Below are 24,828 nucleotides of genomic sequence, written 5' to 3' on the forward strand. Positions count from 1 at the left end.
CCTTATTGATTTAGATGTGCAATTATGCACAAATTTACTCTAATGAAATCCGATGTCAATTAACGGGGTTTAGTGCCCGTAGAGAGCGTCGATAGCATCTGCGTATCGACGTGCCACAACGTTACGCTTTACCTTCATCGTTGGGGTGAGCTCGTTTGCTTCCTCCGACAGATCGCGGTCCAAGATGTAGAACTTCTTGATTGCTTCCGCATGCGAAACAGTAGAGTTTGCCAAGTTAATAGCATCTTGGATTTCGGCTCGTAGTACGGGGTCAGAGGACAGATCCCGTACGGTCTTGCTTTCTGGAATGTTGCGGTTGAGCTTCCAGCGTTTGAGCATGTCCTCGTCGAGAGTAATCAGCAAGCCAATAAATGGCTTTCCGTCGCCAACCACCATCGCTTGGCTGATCAGTGGGTGCGAACGCAGCGAGTCTTCCAAAGGACCCGGGGAGACGTTCTTTCCACCTGCGGTAACGATAAGGTCCTTCTTGCGTCCGGTGATAACAAGGTGCCCAGATTCGAGGATTTCGCCGAGGTCACCTGTGTTAAACCAGCCGTCATGCATGCTTTCGGCAGTGGCTTCTTCGTTCTTCCAGTAACCGTCGAAGACGATGTTGCCTTTGACCAGGATCTCGCCGTCGTCGTTAATGCGAATCGAAGTGCCACCGACTGGTGGGCCGACGGTGCCGATTTCTTGGTTGGCAAAGTCTACCGCTGCAGCTGCCGTGGTTTCGGTCAAGCCGTAGCCTTCGTACACGGGCACTCCGAGGCCGCGGAAAAAATGCATGAGGTCGGGGCTTATCGCGGAGCCACCGGAGATACAGTAACGCACAGCGTTGCCCATGGCCTCGCGAATCTTGCGGTAGACCAGCTTGTCGAATGCCTTGTGCTTAAGTTGCAGTGCACGGCTTGGCCCCTCTGAGGTATCCAGTGCACGCGAGTAGTCTTGTGCGACCTTTTCTGCCTCGAGGAACAGTTTGCCTTTAATAGGGCTAGCCGCCATGGCGTTTGCGGCCGCACCATTGCGCACCTTTTCAAATACGCGTGGCACACCCAGGATCAGGTTGGGGCGAGCACGCTGGAATTCCACAGAAATGGTTGAGAAGTCAGACCAGTGAGATTGCGTTGCGCCGCCGATCGCAACGGCTAACGACACAGCTCGGGCCAGCACGTGTGCGAGTGGCAGGAAGGTCAGCACACGGTTGCCTGGTACCGCAATGGCTCCAATATCGTTTGTGAGAAGCCCACGTACCTGCGATAACCAGTTGTAGTGTGTCAGGCGGCAGCCCTTGGGGCGACCAGTAGTGCCCGAGGTGTACACCAAGGAGGCAAGGTCGCTTGACGACGTGTTGGCAATGCGTTCCTCCACGACGGAATCAGGTACGTCGCGTCCCTCAAATTTCAGTGTGGAAATTGCAGAGGAGTTGATCTCCACGATGCGCCGTAGCTGCGAGGGGGATCCTTTGAGCGCTGGGTGGCCGTCGTCGCCAAGCACGAGGTTCTTCATTAACTCGGAGTGCTCGCGAGTTTCGGTGATGGCGAATACTGCGCCGGAGTCCTCGATGATCCACTCGACTTGCCGCAACGAGGAGGAGCCATAAATTGGCACAGATACTGCACCAGCCGCCCAAATGGCGAAGTCGAGTAGCGACCACTCGTAGCGCGTCTCCGAGAGCAACGCCACGCGATCTCCTTGTTCCACACCGGACTGAATCAGCCCTTTTGCCACCTCAAAGACCTCTTCAACGAACTCTTGGGATGTGACATTTATCCACTCATAATTTTTGGGACGAGTAAACATCACACCAAAAGGACGCGCTTTAGCGGTGTCCAACATGGCGGTCAAACAGGTCTCATTTGGGCCGATAGTGTATTTAGCCTCTGCGGTTACTTCTTGCACCGATGATTCTCCTTGTACGACTGCTATCGCCAACAAATGTAGTCGGTTTAGCCGAAAACCGTTTGAGACAGGCGGTTAATGGCAGAATAGTTAACTGTGAGTTACTCAGATTTGTTACGCGAGCTGGCCGCTGCCCACGCAATCTCTTCGTCGTACTCCGGTTTCGGTGGAGCACACGTGGAAGTTTCGGATGACACGCTGGTCAAGACCCTGCGATCCCTCGGAGTTTGTTTCGGAAATGAAGACGAACCCGCCACCGACCATGAGCCTTTGACTGGGCCTATGCCTAGCGAGGATCAAATCCGCTACGCCCTACAACAGCGTTACGACGCCGAAGCAACCCGCCCCCTCCCCCGATGTGTAGTTGCTGTTAAAGGCGATCCCTACGTTTTCAACGTCCACGTACATGATGGCGCTCCTGCAGAGATCTCCATCACGCTAGAAGACGGCTCCACTGCGGAGGTCACCCAGGTTGAAAACTGGACGCCTCCCCGTGAAGTAGACGGCATTACTTGGGGCGAGGCATCATTCCAGCTACCAACCGATCTCCCATTGGGTTGGCACACCATCACATTGACCTCAGACGCTCTGACGTCGAGCTGTTTCCTTATCGTGACCCCGGCGCGCTTGTCCACCGCCGACAAGTATACAGAGCACCCTGTTAGCGGCGTTATGACGCAGCTGTACTCGGCTCGCAGCAAGAATTCTTGGGGTATGGGTGACTTCAATGACCTCGGCTTGTTGGCTGAGACGCTCGCTCCACAGGCTGATTATCTGTTGATTAATCCTCTGCACGCTGCTGAGCCGATTCCACCAGTGGAGGATTCCCCATACTTGCCTACTACGCGGCGTTTTATCAACCCCATTTATATCCGCATCGAAGATATCCCTGAGCACTTGCTTCTCGACGATGACCTGCACGATGATATCGCCGAGCTTACGAAAGAATTCACTGCGCTTAACCTCTCCCCTGAAAAGATTGAGCGCAATTCAATTTTTGATGCCAAGTTGCAGGTTCTGCATGCGGTATTCAATGTGGAGCGCGAACCTGCGCGTGAGCAGGACTTCCAGGACTTTATCGCCACCGAAGGCCAAGGCCTGCGTGATTTCGCTTCGTGGTGCGCCGATCAGGAGCTAGCAGTTTTGGAAAGCTCCGCAGCACATGCCGCTCTTCCGGAAAAAGAATCTCTTATCCAGTTCTACATGTGGCAGCAGTGGATTTGCGATCAGCAGCTTGGTGCTGCTCAAACCCGTGCCACCGACGCTGGGATGAGCATTGGCATCATCGCCGATCTCGCCGTGGGCATTCACCCAGCGGGTGCCGACGCGCTCTCCCTTGCCAACACCTTAGTCGCCCGTGCTTCGGTAGGTGCGCCACCAGATAGCTACAACCACCAAGGCCAAGACTGGTCTCAGCCACCATGGCACCCAGACCGTTTGGCTGAGTCCGGCTACATCCCTTGGCGTGACCTACTACGTACTGTGCTGCGTCACGCTGGTGGTGTGCGCGTGGACCACATCCTTGGTCTATTCCGGTTGTTCTGGATTCCACGTACGCAGTCTCCACAGACGGGCACTTACGTCAACTACGACCACAATGCTCTCGTCGGTGTGCTTGCTTTGGAAGCAGAGCGCGCAGGTGCTGTGGTTATTGGTGAAGATCTTGGCACCTTCGAGCCTTGGGTTCAGGACTTCCTTGCTTCCCGTGGCATCATGGGCACCTCTGTGCTCTGGTTTGAAAGTTCCCCAGAAGGCGGCCCCCGCAAGCAGCACGAGTATCGCCAATTGGCACTGACCTCGGTGACCACTCACGACTTGCCACCAACTGCCGGCTATCTTGCTGGCGAGCACATTGCGTTGCGTGAGAAACTCGGAATTCTTACCACCGATGTAGCAACTGAGTATGCCGAGGATTTGAACTGGCAGGCAGACATCCTCAACGTGGTCCGCAACTCGGGTGCATTTGAGTCCATCGTCCCTACCGATTTCCACGGGGTGGAACGTGCCGACCGCGGTACATCCATCGAGTTGCTTTCGGCGTTGCACCGCTTCTTGGCTGGTACACCATCAGCACTAACCTGCACCGCTTTGGTAGATCTGGTAGCTGATAAGCGTGCGCAGAACCAGCCGGGTACTACTTCAGATCAGTACCCGAACTGGTGTATTCCGCTATGTGATGAGTCCGGTACACCGGTTCTTATCGAGGACTTGGCCGAAAACCCCGTCTATCAAGCGGTAACCAAGGCGTCGACTCGCCTACATTAGGCTTAAAAGCCACGCGATTACGACGAGGATAATCAGGAGGTACAGGGCCTGCGTCACCCGCGATTGAGGATATTTCCTCTTTCGTTTCGGGAGGCGTTGGTCCTGTTTTCTTAGCTCCTCTGGATTAGCCATGGTTTCCTGCTTTCCTACTCGTCAGTGTGCTTCATTACTTTAGCCTCTGCCCACCGTTTTGCGCGCAGTAGCCTTGCACCGAGGACGTCGATAAGCCTTAACCAGACCAGTGCCAGCGCTGCGCACAATGGCACTGCCACGATCAGCACCACAGGGGTTTGTATCCACAGTGGTGCTGTGGTGAGTATCTGGCTGGGGGCGTCAAAGATAGACATCACATGGCCCCCGATAGGCCCCTACGCCGCAGCAAAGGTGCCACGTCTTTTTCGCGACCACGAAGTGATTCATATGCCTCAGTGAAATCGTCGGCACCACCGCGTGATAGTACAAGATCACGGAATCGTTGTCCGGCAACGCGGGGGTCTTGTTGTTCCTTGAACCAGTCAAATCCATCCGCATCAAGCGCTTCGGACCAAAGATACGAGTAGTACCCAGCAGAGTATCCACCTGCGAAAATGTGATTAAAGTAGGTGGACTTGTAACGAGGTTGTACGCCTTCGATCCCAGCGTCTTCGAGCGCGCGACGTTCAAATTCTTCGATATCGGCTGCAGATAGCGCTTGGGCTTGTGCGCTGGTCAGCGAATGCCACGCGAGATCAATGATCGCCGCAGCAAGGTACTCGGTCGTGGCGAAACCTTGACCAAACTGGCGTGCTTCTTCAATAGCGTCAACCACATGTGCAGGAAGATTCGGCGCATAGTTACGCAATACTTCTGGTTCAAACGCCCAGTTTTCATTGATCTGCGATGGGAACTCCACGTAGTCGCGTGGCACATTAGTTCCCGAAAACGTGGGATACCGCACTTGCGAAAGCAAACCATGCAGCGCGTGACCAAACTCGTGGAAGACGGTGGTCAGCGAATCAATACTGAGCAGTGCATCCGAACCATCGGTTGGTGCGGTCAGCCCCATCACGTTGACCACAACAGGCTTTGTACCCAACAACTCCGATTGATCGACAAAGCTACTCATCCAAGCACCACCGCGTTTCGACGGCCGCCCGTAGTAATCAGTCAGCAACAGCCCGATACCACTGCCGTCTTCTTCCTTAACTTCCCACACATCGACACCAGGGGCGTAGCCTTCTAAGTCGGGACGAGGCTCCACAGTAATACCGTAGAGGCGATGTGCTGCGAAGAAGACTCCGTCGACAAGCACCTTCTTCAACGGGAAATGCTGTGATAGTTCCTCCTCGTTGAGCGCATAATCGCGCAGGCGTACCTTGGACTCCCAGTACGGCCAATCTGCAGGATTGATCTCTTCTCCTGCAGCCTCCGACAGCAGCTTCTTTTCTCCGAGGGCGTTCGCGGTTGCAGCTGGCGCTAAATCATAGAGGAGCTTGCGCGCGGCTTCGGCACTTCCAGCCGTTTCCTCAGAAATCACATAGTCCGCGTGGGTTGGGTATCCCAACAATTCGGCTCGCTCAGCCCGTAGCTGCACCATTTCCACGAGCACCTCAGGGTTAGTTTCGGCGCCTCGACGTTGCGACGCCTCATATACCCGCTGCCGAGATTGCGGATTCACTAGCGAGCTCTGTTCGCCTTGAACCGTTGGCAGCTCTAGCGGAAGCACATAGCCGTCGCGTCCCAATGCTTTCGCATCAGCGGCAGCCGACTCAATGCGAGTATCACTTAGCCCCGCGAGCTCCTCTTTTGAGGAAAATCCCACAGCTAATTTCTGCGTGGACTCTAATAAATTACGACCAAACTTATCCGAGAGCACCGACAACCGCGCATTTATTTCTTTCAAACGTGCAACGTCTTCTAGGCCAGCACCGTGGCGAGTAAATGTCCTGATAATGTGCTCATGCAAGCGCTGCGACTCTGGATCCGCTGGTGGCGTGCATTGCTTAATTCTTTCGAACAGTTCAGCGTTGAGATACATCTCATCCGAATGCTGGGCAAGCCGTGGTGCGATCTCAGCTGCAATCTCATCCATTTCTGCGCTGGAATCCGTGCCATGCAAGTTAAAAAAGACTGCCGCCACTCGTTCCAAATCGCGACCACTTCGCTCGAGCTCCTCGACCGTATTTTCCCAAGTGGCAGGTTCTGGATTGTTCGCAATCGCAGCAATTTCTGCACTGTGACGTGCAAGTGCCTCAGTAAAAGCTGGGAAATAATGCTCTACTCGAATTTCCGCAAATGGCGGTAATTGGTACGGCAAGGTGGAAGGTTGAAGCAAAGGATTAGTCATAAAGTGCAATCGTACTAAAGTTAACGCCATGTCCGAGCAGATCACCATGGGACCGTACACCGGCACCGTCCACGGCAATGCAGCGCTTTTCGACGCCGTCGCCTACGCCACCTTGCCCTCCGAGTACTCCGCAGCAGTTCGCTGTTTTAGCCCCACCCAAGGCGACTACCACAACAATTATCGGACTGAACTCCATGCGACGATCACCGCACCTAAAGCAGCTCATCGCTACGCTGATTATCCCGTCATTGTTTATATCCACGGTGGCGCCTATTTCGAAGGCTCCCGCGATGATATTTCGGGACGCACCTTCGCCGAGGACAAAGTTGTAGTGGTCAGCATTGACTACCGCCTCGGAATTCAAGGTTTTACCCCCTTTGCCGCGGAAGAATCCCACCATTATCGTGGCATCGACGATTGCGCTGTGGCGTTGGCGTGGGTCCAAGAAAATATTGAAATCTTTGGTGGCGATCCCACAAATGTCACAGTGATGGGTAATAGTGCCGGTGGCGGAATCGCACTATGGTTGGCTCGCCGCGACCACTACACAGGGCTGTTTCGCCGTCTATGGGTGTCATCCCCAGCATTCCCTCGCGGCGGCGATCGCAGAAGCGCTACCCGCTGGGCGTTATCTGCGCCAGTTACTCAAACAGGACTCGAGCGCTTGCCACGCAGAAAAGTAGTCCGTGCTGAAACCTCACTACGCCGGCGTTACTTCACAGACCTTGCATTTGGCCCGCACCCTTTTAACGCGAAAGAGCTGGTCACACTACCTACAGTGATCACCTACACTACCGACGAATGCGCCGACTTTGTTGGGGTGAAAAAACTCCAGGCCTCGCGTTGGTCCAAGTACATACGCAAGTACCTAGCAAAGGGACTAGATGCTCTGCCTAAATATATCGAGCAGCTTCCCGACGACACCTACTTCGCACAGCTCACCTCGGATTCTATGATCCGACGCTGGGTTGAACGCGTTGCTGCGGCACGAAATCCATGGGTGATTGAGTTCGCCGGAGAACCAGCACTGCACTGCAAGGACCTTCCCGAAATTTTCGGCACGGGCAAAGTTCACGACATAGCAGTGATCTTTGCCCGTGGGTACGACCCGCTTTGGCAACCTTATGGACAACGTCGCAGTGTTATACGTATGCGTCTCGACGGTTCCCAAGACCACATCATCACTGATCCGTTAGCCCATGTTCGCACAGGTTTTATGAAGTCGTAAGTGCTGTACGAAGCGCCTCATGCTGCAACTGTTCAACCATCCATGGGCTAAAAGCAAATGGGGCAGAATGCACTGCATGTATAAGCTTGCTTGGTTCAACCCACACTAACGAGTCCACTTCTTCAGCTTCAGGCATGAGAGTATCGTCAGTCACCTCTGCAGTGAATACTGGGCAGATTTCCCACTCCACAATGCCGCGTGAATCCACAGCGCGATAACTAAAATCGGGCAAGACACAAGCGATGTTGACTAATTTGTCCTGGGAAATCCCAATCTCGTGAGGGACCCTGCGAGTAACCGCTTGCTCAGAGGTTTCCCCCGGCATAAGATGCCCACAAGCAGAGTTAGTCCATACTCCGGGCCATGTCTTTTTACTAAGTGCACGCCGAGTAATGAGCAGCTCACCTTTATTGTTTCGCACATAACAAGAAAAAGCGAAATGCAAAGGAGTATCCGTAGTATGTACTTCACTTTTCACAGCAGTGCCGGACGGCTTGCCGAATTCGTCGGCAAGCACAACCAGTTCAACGTCTTTCATAACAGATAACCTTAACGGTTATCCACGCACCCAACTTCCGATGACGCCAGGAACCACGGCAGGAGACTCTCCCAACAGCGCCGCAACGTTGTTATCTTCTTCAACACTGCTGGTCACGCTCTTAGTTTTTCCTCGCTTCTTTGAAGCAGCTGCCGCCATCGGGGCACCCATCATCGGAGACATGCGTGCACTATGAGCAGGCTGCGTTCCAGCAGTACCGAACGAAGCTGACTGCGGCGATGCCCCCAATTGCGCAATGCTGGAACTGCCTATCTTAGAGGTACCGTTTAGACCAGTATCGTGGAGTTTAGAGTTATGCAATCCCCCTGCACTTGGATGCATTGCCATCGCTGTTGCTCGCGGACCAATCGGAGTAACGCCCAACCCAGTAGCAGCACTGGGGTGTGTGGATACCGTCTGCGCGGATGCAGGCATGCTTGAATGTGCACTGGTAAACGGAGCGTTTATGGGGTTCAGACCAGAAGATGCTCCAGCGCTTGGTGGGAAATCTGGGCTTTTCCAGCCAGCCTGCTGTGTTGACAAGTTAAAAGGATCAATTGACTGACCGGCTCCAGTTTTGACCGCAGCAAAGTCACCTAAGTTATTCGAATGTTGCACCATTGCCGCAGGTTGCAAAGTAGCACCAGCCGCTGAGCTAAGCCCCGTATGAGAAAACTTTCCGTTACCCGCGATAGCCTCCATACCCGTTGCAATGCTTTGCCCCGAATTACCGCCGGTAGAACGCATCGTAACTAAGTTTCGGATCACTGGAACGCTTTGTCCAACGTCTGACTGGATCGCTGATTGCAGCCGCGAAAGAAATTCTTCTTCAAGAACCTTGCGCTCCATCGGATCCTCAATTTTGCTTAACACTTGCTGCACCGACAACACATCCGACATTCGCATAGTTTTTAGTTGCGACATCAACCCCACATGATTAGCCATAGTGGAGGCATTTGCTGCGAAAGATTCCGCATTCGCTGCAATCTCACCGATTCTTTCCACCGCTTTATCAAAGACAGCTCCGTGATTGTGCTTTCCGACTTCAGCTGCCACATTGCGCAAATCTTGGGAAGTTTCAGTTGCCATCTCAGACAAAGACTTCCAGGTCGCGACAGCCTCTTCAACCTCTGAATCATTTGTCGAAGCAAACGCAGCCGCAAGCTCATCGATTGACGAAGCCTTCTGAACCACCGGTTGAGGGAAAGAGAAATCCTCATAGACAACATCCGGACGATTCGGGAAAACTACTTCTTCCCCACCGACATTGCCTCCCTCATCAGCAATATCCATCCCCCTAGAAACAAAATTATTTTGCGATGAAAATGCCAATCGACTCGAATTTAGTGCCTCTCTCAGCCAGTTAACCTGCTCAGTCAACTGCTGCATAGTCTTCATCGCAGAGCCAATCCCACCCTTTATGACAGCACCGTGACTCGCACCAAGTTGATCAAAACCAGAAATACTGGAGTAATGGCCGTCTAGGGTTGTTTTACCAGCACTTCCGATGCCATTCGTTGTTGTGGACACGATGTTTCCCAAAATACCCACATTGGCGAAAAGAACATTTGAATCAATCTGAATCAACATTTATCCCCCTGATTTCTTGTATAGATCTACTAACAATTCATGTGCTTCTTCACAAAAATCCGACAATTTTCTATTGGGAATCATCGAACCTGCAGAAACTGAAAGGCGACCACGACTAGTTTCAATTGCCGCTTCACAGTTTTCCGTCATTAGACTTCCGTTGATTTCATACGTATATGAATTTGGCAGTTGATTTTTAAATTTACTGTCAATAAATGTGACCTTTTGAGAAATTCTCTCTTTGTCTAAATCATCCGATGACACCATATAAAATCCATCGGCTGCATTTTTCCCAAGTTTGGTAAGACCGCAATAGATCATTTTTTCTCGTCGAGTCGTCACTGGATCCTTAGTACGAACCAATCCCATTTCCGCGAAATCTTCCGCACTGAGCACCTCGCAGGGATTGAAGAAAGTTGCTTCAGCAGACTCAGGACTCAATGAGGTTGAAGTCCTTTGAGCCGAGCTCGAAGGCGAACTCCCTTCGCACCCTGCGAGGGTCAGCGTGGCCAGCAACGCGTAAAGCACCGCTGGTTTCGAGTGCGACTGTGCATGTTTTCCTCGGATGAGGTGGCGCATGAGGTTATTTCCCCCTTGTTTTAGAAACTCATGACGGCTCCGTCCCTGTCTAAGCCATGGAGACCGGAGGCGTACCCACAAATGGAAATTGAACGGCACGCCTGCCACCGTTTCCTCAACCTGTGAAGGAAACAATTTGCAGTCGCACTCACAATGTTTAGACGTTGTGAGACCAAAACTAGGTTCCCATCCATCTTTCGTCTAGCCCCAAAATGTGCAAAACCCAAGGTCAGTAGAATATGAGCTACCCCCGCTAAAATGGCGCATCGTCACATAAATTTTTACGCATACGCAGCTTGCGGCGACGAATCCTGTCCACAACTCTTTGTGCAAAAGTTTGGCCAAATAATCTGTCCGCGGAGAATATCCCCTCCGGAAGTGTTACGACTTTCGTACCATCTTCAAGGATCCACGATACCGATGCATCTCCACTTATTTCACAATCAACAGCCTTAGAGGTTTTCAGATTATGGTGCTTTCGACACAAACATTGAGCATTTCGAGCAGCAGTCTTTCCCCCTAGGTCATACTCTTCGACATGATCTATGTCGCAGCTAACTGCACGGATCGAACATCCTGGAAACCTGCAGACACCGTCGCGAGCTTGGATATACGCACGCATCGATGGAGTGAAGCTATACCCACAGGTTTCCACTTTTTCAACCCCTTCTAGAGATCGTCGCGAAGCATTGGGAAATACAAGATCAACTGACTTTCTACTCAACCTATACCCGTCAGCTGTCATGAGTTCGCCAAAATCATCCCCTTTATAGAAGTTGATAATTACAGATTTTCCTTCTTGAGTAGCCATCAATAGCAAAGCTGAAGAATCGTCACATTTATGCGCTTTTGCCAACCGCTTTAACTGATCTCGGAATATGGAGGCAGTTGCATTATCTACAACCGCATTAATTCCCGTTTTGCCGTTTCCAGCATCATAAAAATCTATCACTAATTCTTGGGGCGAGTCCGCTTCTTCTACAGCATCTTCCACCCTTACCAATAAGTCGACAATAAATTTCTTAATCGCTTTTGGTCCGGGCATTTTTTGATTATCACGCTTGGGAGTTAAGAACCTTGATAAAGGTGCATCAATTTCCTCAATTACTTCTTTTTCAACTCCCGACAACGCCTGCGCGATAACCATCAAACGGGTGATGTCCAAATGCCACATTTTTAACTGCAATTCATGCACTTTGGATAGCTTCAACAGCATGGAGAAAGCGTCGATACGCCGTGACACATATCCCTCAGACTTCCCCAACCTCGCACCAATGGAAGCACAATATGAGAGCACATCTTCATCACCACCAGGCAATAGACGAACCCAGCGCAAATATTCGAATTTCTGCAGCCTACACTCGTCCATACATAACGGATCATCAGGATCGCAGTTTCGAAAAAATGCCATCTCCCCTCCTCAATGGCCTAATTACTCTAATTTTCCCCCTTTGGATACCTTCATCCTACCCGCTCACCGCAAGTCTTACAAGCATTATTCGCAATTTTTTTCGAACCGTGCTAGTGTTACAAAAAAGAGACCCGCTAGGGGTCTCTGATAATTAGAGCTCGAGAAACTTAGGGGGCTGCTCTAGATGTTGCTTAGATTTCCTTCAAAAATGCAATTTCCCAAGACTAGCTTGGCATCACTCAAACTGCCGTATCCAGTATCAAAGGCGAATTGGAGATTTGTAGTTGCACCCGGCCCAAGCGGGAGGTCTAAATCAACGGTTCCCGATTCCACCCGTGACGCTTCCGTACCATTTACTGTGAGAACTGGATCGTCAAAGGCGTCTGCCGGGATGGCAACCTCATTTAGGTTTTTCATTCTCACATAAACGACAGATCCGGATCCCTCACTGTTGTAACCAGTTCCCTGAATCTGCCACTCAACATTTAATCCGGGGTCTTTTTCGGGGGCGTTAATAAATTCGACTTTGACAGGGCTAACGTTTTTCTCTTTAAACTCAGCCGCTGACTCGGAAGTCGTCGTCACCGCCACGTTAGGGGTGTCTGATTTATCAGAGCTACAAGCTGCTAGTGCTGTTACAGAGGCAAATAGCACTACCCCTACTGTAAAACGTGTAAGTGAAACGGACATGATCATTAACTTCCTCATCAATAATGAAATCGGACTTCGCTCAATTTTACGCAACAGCTATGTGTGGCACCATTAGGAATTGCTGACTTCTCAACTATCGAAAGCGATGGACTCAACTGTGCGATCTATAGCAAAGATCTTACGTAGTGCTTCGGCTCTATGGCCGTTTTACGTCGGCGTGGTGCTTTCTGCAATCACGGTAGCCGTTTTAGCACTGATTACTCCCTTCATCATTAAAGATGCGACCGACACCATCGTGGAAGCCGTCAATGGCAATATGTCAATTGATAATGCAACAAAAAGGGTCATCTGGCTATCTTTAGGCCTCTTGGTCGCACAGCTTGCGAACACAATATTGAACAACATAGGTGGTTACGTCGGTGACGTGCTTGCAGCTAAGCTCCGTCAAATTCTCTCAACGAGGTATTTCGCCCAACTCCTAGGAATGCCGCAACGGTATTTTGATGACCAAGTTACCGGAACAATTATCGCCCGCTTAGACCGCTCGATCACTTCGATCACGCAGGCACTTCAAGCAATGGCTAATAACTTCTTTCCAATGTTGATATCTGTCGCCGCGGTTTTGGGAATTGCTGCAACCTATTACTGGCCTTTGGCGGTTCTTCTAGCAACAATCATTCCTATTTATATGTGGCTTACTTCCCTAACGAGTAAGAAATGGCAAGTAATAGAGGGGAAAAAAAACGAGCAAATTGATTTGGCCGGAGGTCGATTTGCTGAGGTTGTAAGCCAAGTCAAGGTTGTCAAAAGCTTCGTGTCAGAAACCAGAGAACTACGTTCCTTTGGTGAACACTACGAAGAAACAGTAACCTTCACCCGCCAGCAATCCCGATTCTGGCACTTCATGGACACGCTGCGCACCGGCAGCATGAATCTCGTATTCTTTGCTATCTACCTGGTACTTTTCTATCGCACTCTTCACGGTTATTTCACTTTGGGCGATATGGTCCTCCTTATTCAGTTGGTCAATATGGCGCGCACACCAATGACAATGATGAGCTGGATGGTCGACACAACTCAACGAGCTATTACCGGTTCGAAAGATTACTTCGAAGTAATGGAACAACAGCTTGAGCCAACGGTTAATCCAGAGATTTCTGCAGCGACAGCCACCACAGGTCTTCCCGAGCTCAACACTGCTCCTACTAAGCCACTTGTACCCGCAGTAGAACAACCTGCTTTCGACTTCCGCAATGTTTCATTTGCTTATAACGAAGGCGAAGAAGTACTCCACAATGTGTCATTCCACGCAAATATTGGGCAAAAAATCGCCTTAGTAGGAGAATCAGGCGGTGGCAAATCTACACTAGTTAATTTGCTACTAGGCCTTTACAAGCCAACCCACGGCGCGCTCAATGTATGCGGTCAACACACGTCCGAGATTTCAGCAGAAGATCTAAGGGCAACTGTCGGAGTGGTGTTCCAAGAATCCAATTTGTTCTCTGGCACCGTACGGGAAAACATCGCATACGCCCGCCCAGATGCATCCTTGGAGGAAGTCATCGCCGTCGCCAAGCGGGCGAATGCCCACGACTTCATCGTGAACTTCCCACAGGGATACGACACCCTGATCGGCGAACGTGGTTTGCGGTTATCTGGCGGGCAAAAGCAACGTGTTTCAGTTGCCCGTGCAATGCTCAAAGACGCACCGATTCTCGTACTCGACGAGGCAACATCAGCGCTTGATACAAAATCTGAACTCGCGGTACAAGCCGGCCTGGAAGAACTCATGCGAGGGCGCACGACGCTTATCATTGCCCACCGTCTTTCAACGATCGCGGATGTCGACACAATTATCACCTTGAAAAACGGTGCAGTCGATGAAATCGGTTCGCCACAAGAACTCGCACATTCAGGGGGAATTTACGCGGAACTCCTTAAACTGACTGCCAACGCCTCCGATGACAGTAAAGAACAACTCAAACGCTTTGGGTTCCATTCATGAGTGAAGAAAGGCTAACCGATGCAATTCCCATCAATTGAAGATCTCCGCACTCGCAACACCATGAAATGGACACGGTATGGACAAGATGTCCTACCACTGTGGGTAGCAGAATCCGATTTTTCTACTTGCCCCGCCGTACACCAAGCCATAACTGACGCAGTTCAAAGAGAATCTTTCGGATATCCACCCGATGGCTCCCTACTTTCGCAAGCAACCGCAGAATTCTATGCAAATCGCTACAGCTACCAAGCATGCCCCGAATGGATATTTCCCATCCCTGACGTAGTACGCGGACTCTATATCGCGATCGATCATTTCACCCCGGCGCAATCCAAAGTGATAGTTCCGACCCCCGCCTACCCGCCATTTTTTCATCTACTCTCTGCGACCCAACGCGAAGGCATATTTATCGATGCCACTGGCGGCATCGACCTACACGACGTAGAAAAAGGTTTCCAAGCTGGTGCACGTTCCATTCTGCTGTGCAACCCATATAACCCGCTCGGAATGGTTTTCGCCCCTGAATGGCTCAACGAACTCTGCGACCTTGCACACCGCTACGATGCTCGCGTACTTGTAGACGAAATCCACGCCCCCTTAGTTTTCAACGGGCAGCACACCGTCGCCGCTGGAGTATCAGACACAGCAGCGTCCGTATGCATTACGATTACAGCACCATCTAAAGCATGGAACATCGCAGGCCTCAAGTGTGCCCAAATCATCTTCAGTAACCCCTCCGATGTTGAGCATTGGCAGCAACTCAGTCCCGTGATTAAAGATGGTGCTTCTACCCTCGGCCTCATCGCAGCAGAAACCGCTTACCGGCATGGCACAGATTTTCTAAATCAAGAAGTGGCGTACCTCAAAAGCAATCATGACTTCTTGCTCCATGAAATTGCGAAAAGAATCCCAGGTGCCAAGATCACTCCAATGCAAGCCACCTACTTGATGTGGATTGACTTCAGAGATACCGCCATTGAAGGATCACCATCAGAATTCTTTATTGAAAAAGCCAAGGTAGCAATGAATGATGGCGCATGGTTTGGCAAAGACGGCACAGGGTATTGTCGACTCAACTTTGCCACCTCCCGAGAGATCTTGGAGGAAGCAATCGACCGCATGGCAAAGGCCGTGTCCCATAACACATAACCCCCGAATCTCACCTTATGGGAACTTAGTGTTATATTGTGGGAAAGCTTTAACCCGTATTTGAAAGTTTGTGAATAACCATGGCCTCTCCCACCTCTGAGAAGAAGCTATCCGGTGGCGCAATCATCGCCACCGCACTCATGCTGTTCTCCATGTTCTTTGGCGCCGGAAACCTGATTTTCCCACCCGTGCTCGGCGCCAGCTCTGGAGAAAACTTCACCCCCGCTATTATCGGATTCCTCCTCGGCGGTGTCGCGTTGCCAGCAATCACCATTGTTGCCATGACACTGTCCGGAAACGACATCCGCGATCTCGGATCCCGCGCCGGCTCATGGTTCAATCTCTCTTTTGCAGTCATTGCCTACTTGTCCATCGGTGCGTTCTACGCAATCCCACGTACCGGCGCCGTCAGTTACTCCACAGTCATCCAACCAGTGATGTCGGAGCCATCCACAGCAGCATCAGTAGGATTCAACGCTCTGTTCTTCGCTGTAGCGCTACTACTGTCGCTTAACCCAACGGGAATCGTCGATAAGCTGGGCAAAATTCTTACCCCAGCACTGCTCATCCTGCTGGTCATCTTGGTCACCTTGGCAGTATTCAAGCTCAATGGCACCACAACACCTGCCACCGATTCCTATCGTGAGGCTCCGCTCACCAGTGGTTTGCTCGAGGGCTACATGACCATGGACTCCATTGCGGCATTGGTCTTCGGTATCTTGGTGATCTCGTCTCTGCGCTACCAAGGCGGCAACAACGAGCGCCAAGTCATTGGTGCAGCCGTCAAGGCTTCACTGATCGCCGCAGGTCTGCTCGGCATTATCTACCTCGGCTTGGGCTACATGGGCCACATCATTCCGAACGGTCAAGGTTTTGCAGATGGCGCGGCACTGCTTTCCTCAGCATCGCAGCAGACCATGGGTACCCCAGGCCAAGTCATTTTCGGCCTGATTGTCCTACTCGCATGCATGACCACCGCAGTCGGCTTGTTGGCGTCGACAAGCGAATTCTTTAACCGCCTCATCCCAGGTATTTCTTACAAGGGCTGGCTGTTCATCTTCGCACTCGTATCCTTCGCAGTCGGCAGCTTGGGTCTGGCCAAAGTCCTCGCAGTGGCAGCACCTGTCATCACCTTCATCTACCCCATCGCAATCACTCTCGTCGCCATCACCGTGATCGAAATGCTGGTCAAAAACCTGAACTTGTTCTGGGGCTTCCGCCTTCCTGCATGGGCTGTTACGCTGTGGTCTGCAATTACAGTCATCGCAGGCGATACCCTTGCTTGGGCCCCATTCCATGACATCAGTCTCTCGTGGATCTGGCCCGCTTTGATCGGCTTCGTTATCGGTCTAAGCATTGACAAGGCCCTCGCTTACAAGAGTTAGGATCCTCCCATGAAGCTGTCGCTCATCGACTTCGCCACTATCTACCAAGGCGAACGTCCACGCGACAGCTTCCAACGTTCCGTCGCCCTAGCGCAGCAAGCTGAGGCGGCGGGTTTTTCACGTGTGTGGTACGCCGAACACCACAACATGCCCACGATTTCGTCGTCTGCCCCCGCAGTGCTCATCTCGCACGTGGGGGCCCACACATCTACGATCCGACTCGGTGCAGGTGGAGTCATGCTTCCCAACCACTCCCCCTACACCATCGCAGAACAATTTGGCACGCTCGCAGAACTTTACCCTGGCCGCATTGACCTTGGCTTAGGCCGCGCACCCGGCACGGATCACACCACCCTAGCCCAAGCGTTACGACGCTCCCCGCACGCCGCGCAATCCTTCCCCGAAGACGTAGTGGAGCTGTACCAGTACCTCAGCGGCACATCAAGCATTACTGCCATCCCCGGCGCGGGGACAAACGTCCCACTCTATATTTTGGGTTCTTCACTCTTCGGCGCCCATCTGGCGGCAAAACTTGGTCTACCTTTTGGTTTTGCTTCCCACTTCGCACCGACGCACCTCGACGAGGCAATTCGCACATACCACGACAATTTTGTTCCTTCACAGGAACTGGATGCGCCCTATGTTATTGCGGCCGTCAACGTCGTTGCAGCAGACACGTTATCGCAGGCACACGAACAGTTGGAGGCAGTAAAACGGCATCGCCTTCGCGCGGGGAGAAATCTCAGCGACGATCAACTCCACATTTTGATGAATACCGTCGCAGGCCAGCGCATTGACCACATGTTGAAATACACCGCTATAGGAAATGGCGAGGCAGTACGTGACTACCTCGCCAAGTTTCAGCGCCGATGTGGAGCCGATGAGCTCATGGTGTCGTTATTGTCGCCTTCGTGGGAGGACACCATGCGGGCTGTGGAAATTACCAGTCTTCTTGTGTCTTAGGTCGTGTTTGTTCGACGATCTTAAAGCCTGGTTCTTCTTCCTCTTCGACCATGTCGCCGACCACGCCTAGGTCGCCTTCAATGACAACGTTGCCAGGAATAACGATGTTGCCGTCTTCGTCATGAGCCAGTGCGACCACCGGAAGTTCGTTGCCTTCGAGGTCATAGCCTGGTGCTGGCATTGCTTCGTGTGCTTTCAATTTTTCGGCAGTGTCGGTCTTTTGCCACTGGCGAGTTTGGATGCGTCGCTCAGCTGCCGAGTCATCCGTCATGCCCTTAATCAGGGAGTACATCATGATGAATTGGGTAATAAAGAATGGGAAGGCCACGATGATGACAACTTCTTGCAAGGTGGCGATGCCGGAATTCGGCGAGATGGTCAGTAGCGCACCTGCAACTGCGCCGATTGCTACAACCCACAGCACGCGGTAACCGACGGGTGAAACTTCTTCTTCGCCCGTGGAGAACATGTCGTTGACCATTCCGGCGGAGTCAATAGAGGTGATAAAGAAGATGACCACTACAAGGAGTGCGAGTGCGGAAACTGGCCCTGACAGGGGATACTCGTGGAAGAAACCGAAGAGTGCAAATGGCACATCGCCGTCGTGGACGATAGGTCCGGTGAGTTTACCTGGGCTGTTCAGCTCAATTTCGATACCCGCGCGGCCGAAGATCGCAAACCAAATAACAGAGAAGATCGCTGGGAGGGCAAGAACGCCACCAATGTATTCGCGCACTGTGCGACCACGGGAAATGCGGGCCACGAACATGCCCACATAAGGCGACCAACAAATAGTCCATGCCCAATAGAACACGGTCCATTTACCCTGCCAGCCGGGGTTATCACCATAGGAGTCGGTCCAGAACATGAGGTTTGGCAGCCAGTCCGCGTAAATGCCAAAGGCTTCAGTGGTAAAGCGCAAAAGGGTCAGTGTTGGGCCAGTGACCAGTACGAAGATCATCAGTAGTACTGCAAGTCCGATGTTGATGTTGGACAGCAGCTTAATGCCCTTTTCCAGCCCAGATGCCACGGAAATGCAGGCGATGACGGTAATCATCAAAATAATGGCGAGCTGAACCCAGCTGACCTCGGGCACGCCCCATAGGCGCTTCAGTCCGGAATTGATCTGTAATACGCCCAAGCCCACGGAGACGGCGATACCGAAGGTGGTGGCGATGATCGAGAGGGCGTCGATAAGCTTGCCTGGCAGTGAGTAGATTCGCGAGCCCAAGATAGGTGCAAACACAGAGCTCACGCGTGGCGGCAGCTTACGCTTGTAGATGAAGTATCCCAGTGCCAAACCCGGCAGGGCGACAATTGCCCACATATGGATACCGAAGTGATAGAAGGTATAAGCAAAAGCCTCGGTAATGGCTTGCTCGCTCATTGGCTCAGCGTCTTGTTGCGGAACGTTCACCGAGTGATTGAGAGGTTCCGCCACTCCCCAGAACATCAAAACAGCGCCAATTCCACCTGCGAATAGCATACAGAACCAAGCAATGAGTCCGTGCTCGGGTTCATCATCGTCATCGCCTAAGCGCAAACGCCCATAGCGGGAGATAAAGATCGCGATGAGGAAGATGAACATGAAGCTCACACCGCCGATATAGAGCCAGCCGGTGTTTTTTAGCAGGCCTTGGGCGATGGTAGTGAAGGCACTACTGGCTTTTTCGCCGAGGAGGATTGTGGCGATAACGAAAACGATCACAAATCCCAGCGAACTTAGGAAAATAAACGGGTCTGTTTTAAGACCTAAAAAAGGTCTTTTAGCAGAAACAGGTTCTGCGACTATAGGGTCGGACATGATAAAAACCCTAATAAAACGCGGCGGGGGATACCCATTTCTGCTTGGTTTTCAAACATATAAATAACCGCAAATCCCCCCGTTTTAGGGAACTGACCAAGATCACGTTCCGTGCAGTTTCAACCCCGAACATACCACCGGCTACCCTGTGTTCTTATGACTTCCTTCTCCCGGAGCGCGGTGGCAACACTGGCACTAGCCGGCATTGTAGGGCTGAGCGGTTGCTCGGCCGGATCGACTTCATCTCAAGCGCTTCACATCTCTACCTCCGCAAAGGCTGTGTCTCTCGGACTCACGGCACCGCCTGCTTCCCTCGACTTCACCACTGTCTCTGGTGCAGCAATCCCCCAGGCACTCATGGGTAATGTGTACGAGGGCCTTGTGCGAATCCAGCAAGATGGCACCATCATTCCGTGGTTGGCGCAAAGCTGGACGGTATCGCCAGATGGTAAGGAATATGTTTTCCGGCTTCGCGACGGCGTGACGTTCTCCAATGGCGACGCCTTCACGGCAGAAACCGCCAAGTTTTCCATCGACGCAGTTAAATCCGATGCGTGGACCAACGGATTGAAAAAACAAATGGCCAAGGTGGAAAGCACCGAAGCCGTTGACCCCCACACATTAAAAGTAACGCTGAAGGCTCGCTCCAACACCTGGTTGTGGTCCATGGGAACACTCGTTGGCGCGATGATGACCCCTAATGGGGTATCAGACTTGGCCACTAAACCTGTAGGAACTGGCCCCTATGTTGTGGATAAATGGGCCGTTGGGACTTCCCTGTCGTTGGCAGCACGCCCCGACTACTGGGGTGAGCAGACCCGCAACGACCGCGTGGTATTCCGTTACTTCGGTGATGCCATTGCGCTGACCAACGCCGTACGCTCTGGAGATATTGATGCGGCGATTGGCCTGCAAAACCCTGAGCTTTTGGAGTCCATTACCTCTCGCGGCGATTTGAAGGTCCATGTGGGCTCCACCAATGGCGAGGTGGTGCTCAGCATGAATAACAACCGTGCGCCGTTTAATGATGTTCGCGTGCGCCAGGCTGTCATGTATGGCGTGAACCGCCAAGACATTATTAACACCACGTGGGAAGGCTATGGCACAGATACTGGTGGTCAGCCGGTTCCGCCTACCGATCCGTGGTATCAGGAGATGAATCGTTACCCATACGATCTAGAAAAGGCTCGCGAGCTCATGCGTGAGGCGGGAGCAGTAGGTACCCCGATTACGATTTCGGTACCGTCACTGCCCTACGCAAATTCGGCGTCGGAAATCGTGCTTTCTCAACTACGCGATATCGGATTCGACGTCCGCCTTGAATCCACGGAGTTCCCTTCCGTATGGCTGTCCAAGGTTTATAAGGCCAAGGATTATGACATGTCTGTGGTTGCCCACGTTGAGGCCCGTGACATTCCGAACTTGTTTGGCAACCCCGACTACTACCTGGGCTTTGATGACCAGCAGGTCCGAGATCTTTTAGCGCAAGCTGACTCCGGAGACGCGGATACCTATGTGGCCACGATGAAAAAGGTAGTCAACCGGATCATGGATCAAGCAGGTGCAGACACCCTGTTCAACCTGCCCAATATCGTGGTTACCCAACCTGATATTTCTGGTGTTCCCACCAACTTGGTCGCCGATGGCCTCGTTGTTGCCAACATTTCCCGCTCGAAGGATTAGCCCCTCATGCTTCTTACCCTTGCCCGCGGTGCAGTGAAGTACGTGACCACACTGATAGCCGCCAGCATTCTCATATTTTTTGCGCTTCGAATTGTGCCCGGCAATCCTGCCGAGGTTGCCTTGGGCGTCACGGCAACGCCGGATGCGGTTGCACAGCTTAGTTCTTCCATGGGCTTAGATCGCCCGATTGTGGAGCAGTATTTTTCGTGGGTGGGCAATATGCTTCGCGGAGATTTTGGTTCCTCGTTGCTCAGCTCTACTGATATTTCCACCGAGGTTGTGGACAAGCTCATGGTGAGCCTTATTTTGGTCGGTTTGGGCATGACCACGGCTTTGTGTCTGGCGGTTCCGCTAGGGTTGTGGGCCGCCCGCCGCGCTAATAAGGCAGATGGCGTGATTATTGCCGCACTTGGCCAAATCGGTATCGCCATCCCAAGTTTTTTGGCTGCGATTTTGCTCATCACAGTGTTTTCGGTGCATCTTGGCTGGTTCCCTGCGAATGGTTGGATGGTGCCATCTTCTGATTTTGCGGGTTTTGTTTCCCGCCTGATTCTTCCGGTGTTTTCGTTGGGAATCGTGCAGGCTGCGATTATGAGCCGCTACGTGCGATCGGCGGCGTTGGAAGTCATGAACGCTGATTTCATGCGCACCGCACGCGCCCAGGGGCTCAGCATGGGTCAGGCGTTACGACGCCACGGCGTACGCAACGCAGCACTGCCAGTGCTCACGGTGACGGGTGTGCAGCTTGCCACCTTGCTTGTCGGCGCAGTGGTTATTGAGAAGGTTTTTGTCATTCCTGGTCTAGGTTCCATGCTGTTGTCTGCGGTGAGCAATCGCGACCTGCCTACGGTCCAAACGATTGTGATGCTCTTGGTAGTGATCGCTGTGGTCATCAATGCGATCGTGGACCTGCTGTATGTGATCATCGATCCGCGTATTCGTCGGGAGGCATAAGATATGCGTCATCTTTCTATAGGCGGAAAAATTGGTGCATCAATTGTGATCGTTGTTGCGCTTCTCGCCCTCGTGTCCTTGGTATGGACTCCTTATGATCCCCTGCACGTGATCGCCGATGACCGCCTGCAGGGGCCGTCGATACGCCATCTGTTAGGCACTGACCGCTATGGCCGCGACGTGTTTTCTCAAATCATGGTGGGATCGCGTATCACGCTGCTCGTCGGCGTGGTTGCCGTGACCGTCGCCTCGCTCATTGGAACACCGCTCGGCATGTGGGCCGGCATGCGCCGTGGCCTTGTCGACACCATCATCATGCGATTTTCCGACATCGTGTTGGCCTTCCCAGGACTTCTCATGGCGATTGTTGCTACCGCGATGTTTGGCGCAAGTTCCGTCACCGCCATGGCTGCGATTGGTGTTGCCAGCATTCCGACCTTCGCGCGTATGTCGCGTGCGGCAACCATGCAGGTCATGTCGCAGGATTACATTCTGGCCGCCCGCAACGCCGAACAAAGCTGGTTGACCATTGCGCGCCGCCACGTACTGCCCAACATTATGGGTGTGGTCATCGTGCAGGCCTCTGTTGCCTTTGCACTGGCTATTTTGGCTGAGGCCGGTCTTAGCTTCCTCGGCCTCGGCACTCCCCCACCGGATCCTAGCTGGGGTCGCATGCTGCAGTCGGCACAGTCCTCGCTGGCTACCGCCCCACTGCTCGCTGTCTTTCCTGGTATGGCTATCGCACTGACGGTTCTTGGATTCAATCTGCTTGGCGACGGTCTCCGTGACCTCGTCGATCCCCGCACAAGGAGGCGCACCTCATGACCCTGCTGAACATGACGAACGTTCAGATCATGGACGTTGTCGATGCCCTATCGCTGTCCATCGAACGCGGTGAGCGCGTCGGACTCATCGGAGAATCCGGCTCAGGTAAAACCATCACCGCGATGTCGATCCTGCGGTTAATCCCATCAAGCGGCAGCATTGTATTCGACGGCGCTGACATCCAAGGGCTCAGCGAAAAACAAATGTGTGCCCTACGCGGCAAACGCATTTCTATGGTGTTCCAAGAACCCATGACGGCGCTCGACCCGCTGATGAAAGTGGGAACCCAGATCAGCCACGCCATCAGGATTCACTCCTCAGTATCTCGGGCCCAAGCCCGCAAAAAAGCTGACGCATTACTGCACAGTGTTGAGCTTAATCCTGAGCTGCGGTCGCGATACCCACACGAGCTTTCCGGTGGCCAACGCCAACGCGTTCTTATCGCGATGGCGCTCGCACATGATCCCGATTTGCTTATTTGCGACGAGCCCACCACAGCCTTGGATGTGACTTCCCAAAAAGCAATCGTGGATCTCATTTTGCGACTCGTCGCCGAGCGTGGCACCGGATTACTATTTATCACCCACGATTTGGGCCTTGTGGCACGCACCTGTGAACGTGTACTCGTCATGCGCGAGGGGCGCATTATTGAATCGGGCACGGTTGAAGATGTGTTGAAAAATCCGCGTGAAGACTACACCGCCATGCTCGTTCAGGCTTCAACGCTGGCCCCTGCCCGCCAAGTGGAACTCAGCAGCGACGTAGTGCTCTGTGTAGATAACGTGACCAAAAAGTATCGCGGCACCACAGCAGTGGAAAATGTCAGCATTACAGTGCACCGTGGCGAACGCCTCGGAATCGTTGGTGGCTCCGGCTCCGGAAAAACCACACTGCTGAAAATGATCTCAGGGCTGAGCTCCCCTACCAGCGGACATATTAACGCTGAGGGATCTATGCGCATTGTCTTCCAAGACCCCATGCAGTCTCTCGACCCCCACATGTCCATTGCCGACATCGTGTCCGAACCGCTTGGGCATCGGGACCTCAAGGCTGTGGAACGTGCGCTCGAAGAAGTAGGGCTCGAGCCAGAGATGATAACGCGTTTGCCTCATGAGTTTTCCGGCGGCCAGCGTCAACGTATTTCTATTGCGCGTGCGCTTGTGTCCTCCCCCGACATTTTGCTTGCCGACGAACCCGTCTCAGCACTCGATGTTTCCGTGCGCGCCAAAGTGCTTGCACTCCTCGACCGTTTGGTCAGTGACCGCCAGCTCACCATGCTTTTTGTCTCGCACGACCTGCACGTGGTGCGCTCTCTTTGCACCACCGTTGCGGTCATGCGAGAAGGAAAAATCGTAGAATACGGCCCCACCGAGGATGTGTTTAACAATCCTGAGCACGAGTACACAAAGGCACTCATCGAGGCGATCCCTAGCCTTTAAGAAGATGTGATGTACAGCAGCACCGAATCATCTAACAGATGCTCTTCGGTGCGCTCTACATGAAATAGCTCCACTAGTTCCTCGAACTCTTGGCGTTCTGCGCCGCTAAGAACCACTTTGTTCATGGGTGTTAC

Annotated in this window: 20 protein-coding genes; 10 read left to right on the forward strand and 10 right to left on the reverse strand. The window is 52.6% G+C overall.

The genetic code is table 11. From position 1 onward, the window contains the following. Window positions 1-69 precede the first annotated feature (69 nt). Entirely contained in the window at window positions 70-1,899 is a 1,830-nt protein-coding gene (locus CIP100161_RS08695; RefSeq protein ID WP_155873642.1) for an AMP-dependent synthetase/ligase, read from the reverse strand. Between the two features lie 96 nt (window positions 1,900-1,995). On the opposite strand from CIP100161_RS08695, the gene malQ reads away from it, so the two are divergent. Then, window positions 1,996-4,164, forward strand: a complete 2,169-nt coding sequence (gene malQ, locus CIP100161_RS08700; protein WP_155873644.1) for a 4-alpha-glucanotransferase — start codon at window positions 1,996-1,998, stop codon at window positions 4,162-4,164. A 146-nt stretch (window positions 4,165-4,310) separates the two neighbouring features. Here malQ and CIP100161_RS08705 read toward each other — a convergent pair whose 3' ends face one another. Then, complete coding sequence (locus CIP100161_RS08705) at window positions 4,311-4,511, reverse strand: hypothetical protein (protein ID WP_155873646.1); 201 nt, start codon at window positions 4,509-4,511, stop codon at window positions 4,311-4,313. Next, the gene (locus tag CIP100161_RS08710) at window positions 4,511-6,520 is read right to left on the reverse strand and encodes a M3 family metallopeptidase (RefSeq protein ID WP_155873648.1); all 2,010 of its coding nucleotides are present in this window, start codon (window positions 6,518-6,520) and stop codon (window positions 4,511-4,513) included. The genes CIP100161_RS08705 and CIP100161_RS08710 overlap by 1 nt, the downstream gene beginning before the upstream one ends. On the opposite strand from CIP100161_RS08710, the gene CIP100161_RS08715 reads away from it, so the two are divergent. After that, window positions 6,519-7,718, forward strand: coding sequence for an alpha/beta fold hydrolase (locus CIP100161_RS08715; protein ID WP_155873650.1), 1,200 nt, complete (start codon window positions 6,519-6,521; stop codon window positions 7,716-7,718). The genes CIP100161_RS08710 and CIP100161_RS08715 overlap by 2 nt on opposite strands. Here CIP100161_RS08715 and idi read toward each other — a convergent pair. The 5 genes from idi to CIP100161_RS08740 form a co-directional block, all read right to left on the reverse strand. After that, on the reverse strand, window positions 7,705-8,256 hold the full coding sequence (gene idi / locus CIP100161_RS08720; protein ID WP_155873652.1) for an isopentenyl-diphosphate Delta-isomerase: 552 nt from the start codon (window positions 8,254-8,256) through the stop codon (window positions 7,705-7,707). The genes CIP100161_RS08715 and idi overlap by 14 nt on opposite strands. Before the next feature lie 18 nt (window positions 8,257-8,274). Next, window positions 8,275-9,846 carry a hypothetical protein gene (locus CIP100161_RS08725; RefSeq protein WP_155873654.1) on the reverse strand — a complete coding sequence of 524 codons (1,572 nt, stop codon included), beginning with the start codon at window positions 9,844-9,846 and terminating at the stop codon, window positions 8,275-8,277. Continuing rightward, window positions 9,847-10,425: a DUF3558 domain-containing protein gene (locus tag CIP100161_RS08730; RefSeq protein ID WP_155873656.1), complete on the reverse strand. Its 579-nt coding sequence runs from the start codon at window positions 10,423-10,425 to the stop codon at window positions 9,847-9,849. 253 nt (window positions 10,426-10,678) lie between these two features. Continuing rightward, window positions 10,679-11,836: an HNH endonuclease signature motif containing protein gene (locus tag CIP100161_RS08735; protein WP_155873658.1), complete on the reverse strand. Its 1,158-nt coding sequence runs from the start codon at window positions 11,834-11,836 to the stop codon at window positions 10,679-10,681. Between the two features lie 180 nt (window positions 11,837-12,016). Beyond that, complete coding sequence (locus CIP100161_RS08740) at window positions 12,017-12,532, reverse strand: hypothetical protein (protein ID WP_155873660.1); 516 nt, start codon at window positions 12,530-12,532, stop codon at window positions 12,017-12,019. A 100-nt stretch (window positions 12,533-12,632) separates the two neighbouring features. Here CIP100161_RS08740 and CIP100161_RS08745 point away from each other — a divergent pair, with 100 nt between their 5' ends. The 4 genes from CIP100161_RS08745 to CIP100161_RS08760 all read left to right on the forward strand — a co-directional run bounded on the left by CIP100161_RS08745 (window position 12,633) and on the right by CIP100161_RS08760 (window position 17,989). After that, window positions 12,633-14,492, forward strand: a complete 1,860-nt coding sequence (locus CIP100161_RS08745) for an ABC transporter ATP-binding protein (RefSeq protein WP_155873662.1) — start codon at window positions 12,633-12,635, stop codon at window positions 14,490-14,492. Window positions 14,493-14,510: 18 nt separating this feature from the next. After that, entirely contained in the window at window positions 14,511-15,641 is a 1,131-nt protein-coding gene (locus CIP100161_RS08750) for a MalY/PatB family protein (RefSeq protein ID WP_155873664.1), read from the forward strand. 80 nt (window positions 15,642-15,721) lie between these two features. Beyond that, window positions 15,722-17,026: a branched-chain amino acid transport system II carrier protein gene (gene brnQ, locus CIP100161_RS08755; protein ID WP_155873666.1), complete on the forward strand. Its 1,305-nt coding sequence runs from the start codon at window positions 15,722-15,724 to the stop codon at window positions 17,024-17,026. A 9-nt stretch (window positions 17,027-17,035) separates the two neighbouring features. Continuing rightward, window positions 17,036-17,989, forward strand: a complete 954-nt coding sequence (locus tag CIP100161_RS08760) for an LLM class flavin-dependent oxidoreductase (protein ID WP_155873668.1) — start codon at window positions 17,036-17,038, stop codon at window positions 17,987-17,989. Here the strand turns inward: CIP100161_RS08760 and CIP100161_RS08765 are convergent. After that, complete coding sequence (locus CIP100161_RS08765; protein WP_155873670.1) at window positions 17,967-19,793, reverse strand: BCCT family transporter; 1,827 nt, start codon at window positions 19,791-19,793, stop codon at window positions 17,967-17,969. The genes CIP100161_RS08760 and CIP100161_RS08765 overlap by 23 nt on opposite strands. A 156-nt stretch (window positions 19,794-19,949) precedes the next feature. Between CIP100161_RS08765 and CIP100161_RS08770 the strand changes: the two genes are divergently transcribed. Genes CIP100161_RS08770 through CIP100161_RS08785 form a run of 4 tightly spaced genes read left to right on the forward strand, consistent with a single transcriptional unit; the run spans window position 19,950 to window position 24,694 of the window. Continuing rightward, window positions 19,950-21,476 carry an ABC transporter substrate-binding protein gene (locus tag CIP100161_RS08770; protein WP_155873672.1) on the forward strand — a complete coding sequence of 509 codons (1,527 nt, stop codon included), beginning with the start codon at window positions 19,950-19,952 and terminating at the stop codon, window positions 21,474-21,476. Between the two features lie 6 nt (window positions 21,477-21,482). After that, complete coding sequence (locus CIP100161_RS08775; RefSeq protein ID WP_155873674.1) at window positions 21,483-22,430, forward strand: ABC transporter permease; 948 nt, start codon at window positions 21,483-21,485, stop codon at window positions 22,428-22,430. Between the two features lie 3 nt (window positions 22,431-22,433). Next, entirely contained in the window at window positions 22,434-23,255 is an 822-nt protein-coding gene (locus CIP100161_RS08780; RefSeq protein ID WP_155873676.1) for an ABC transporter permease, read from the forward strand. Next, entirely contained in the window at window positions 23,252-24,694 is a 1,443-nt protein-coding gene (locus CIP100161_RS08785) for an ATP-binding cassette domain-containing protein (protein WP_155873678.1), read from the forward strand. Before CIP100161_RS08780 ends, CIP100161_RS08785 begins: the two co-directional genes overlap by 4 nt. On the opposite strand, the gene CIP100161_RS12380 is transcribed toward CIP100161_RS08785, so the two are convergent. Further along, a complete protein-coding gene (locus CIP100161_RS12380; RefSeq protein WP_003852383.1) occupies window positions 24,691-24,819 on the reverse strand; it encodes a hypothetical protein in 129 nt (42 codons plus the stop codon). The two genes, CIP100161_RS08785 and CIP100161_RS12380, sit on opposite strands and share 4 nt — an antisense overlap. Window positions 24,820-24,828 lie beyond the last annotated feature (9 nt).

Source organism: Corynebacterium rouxii (genome assembly GCF_902702935.1).
In the GTDB taxonomy this organism is placed as follows: Bacteria; Actinomycetota; Actinomycetes; order Mycobacteriales; family Mycobacteriaceae; genus Corynebacterium; species Corynebacterium rouxii.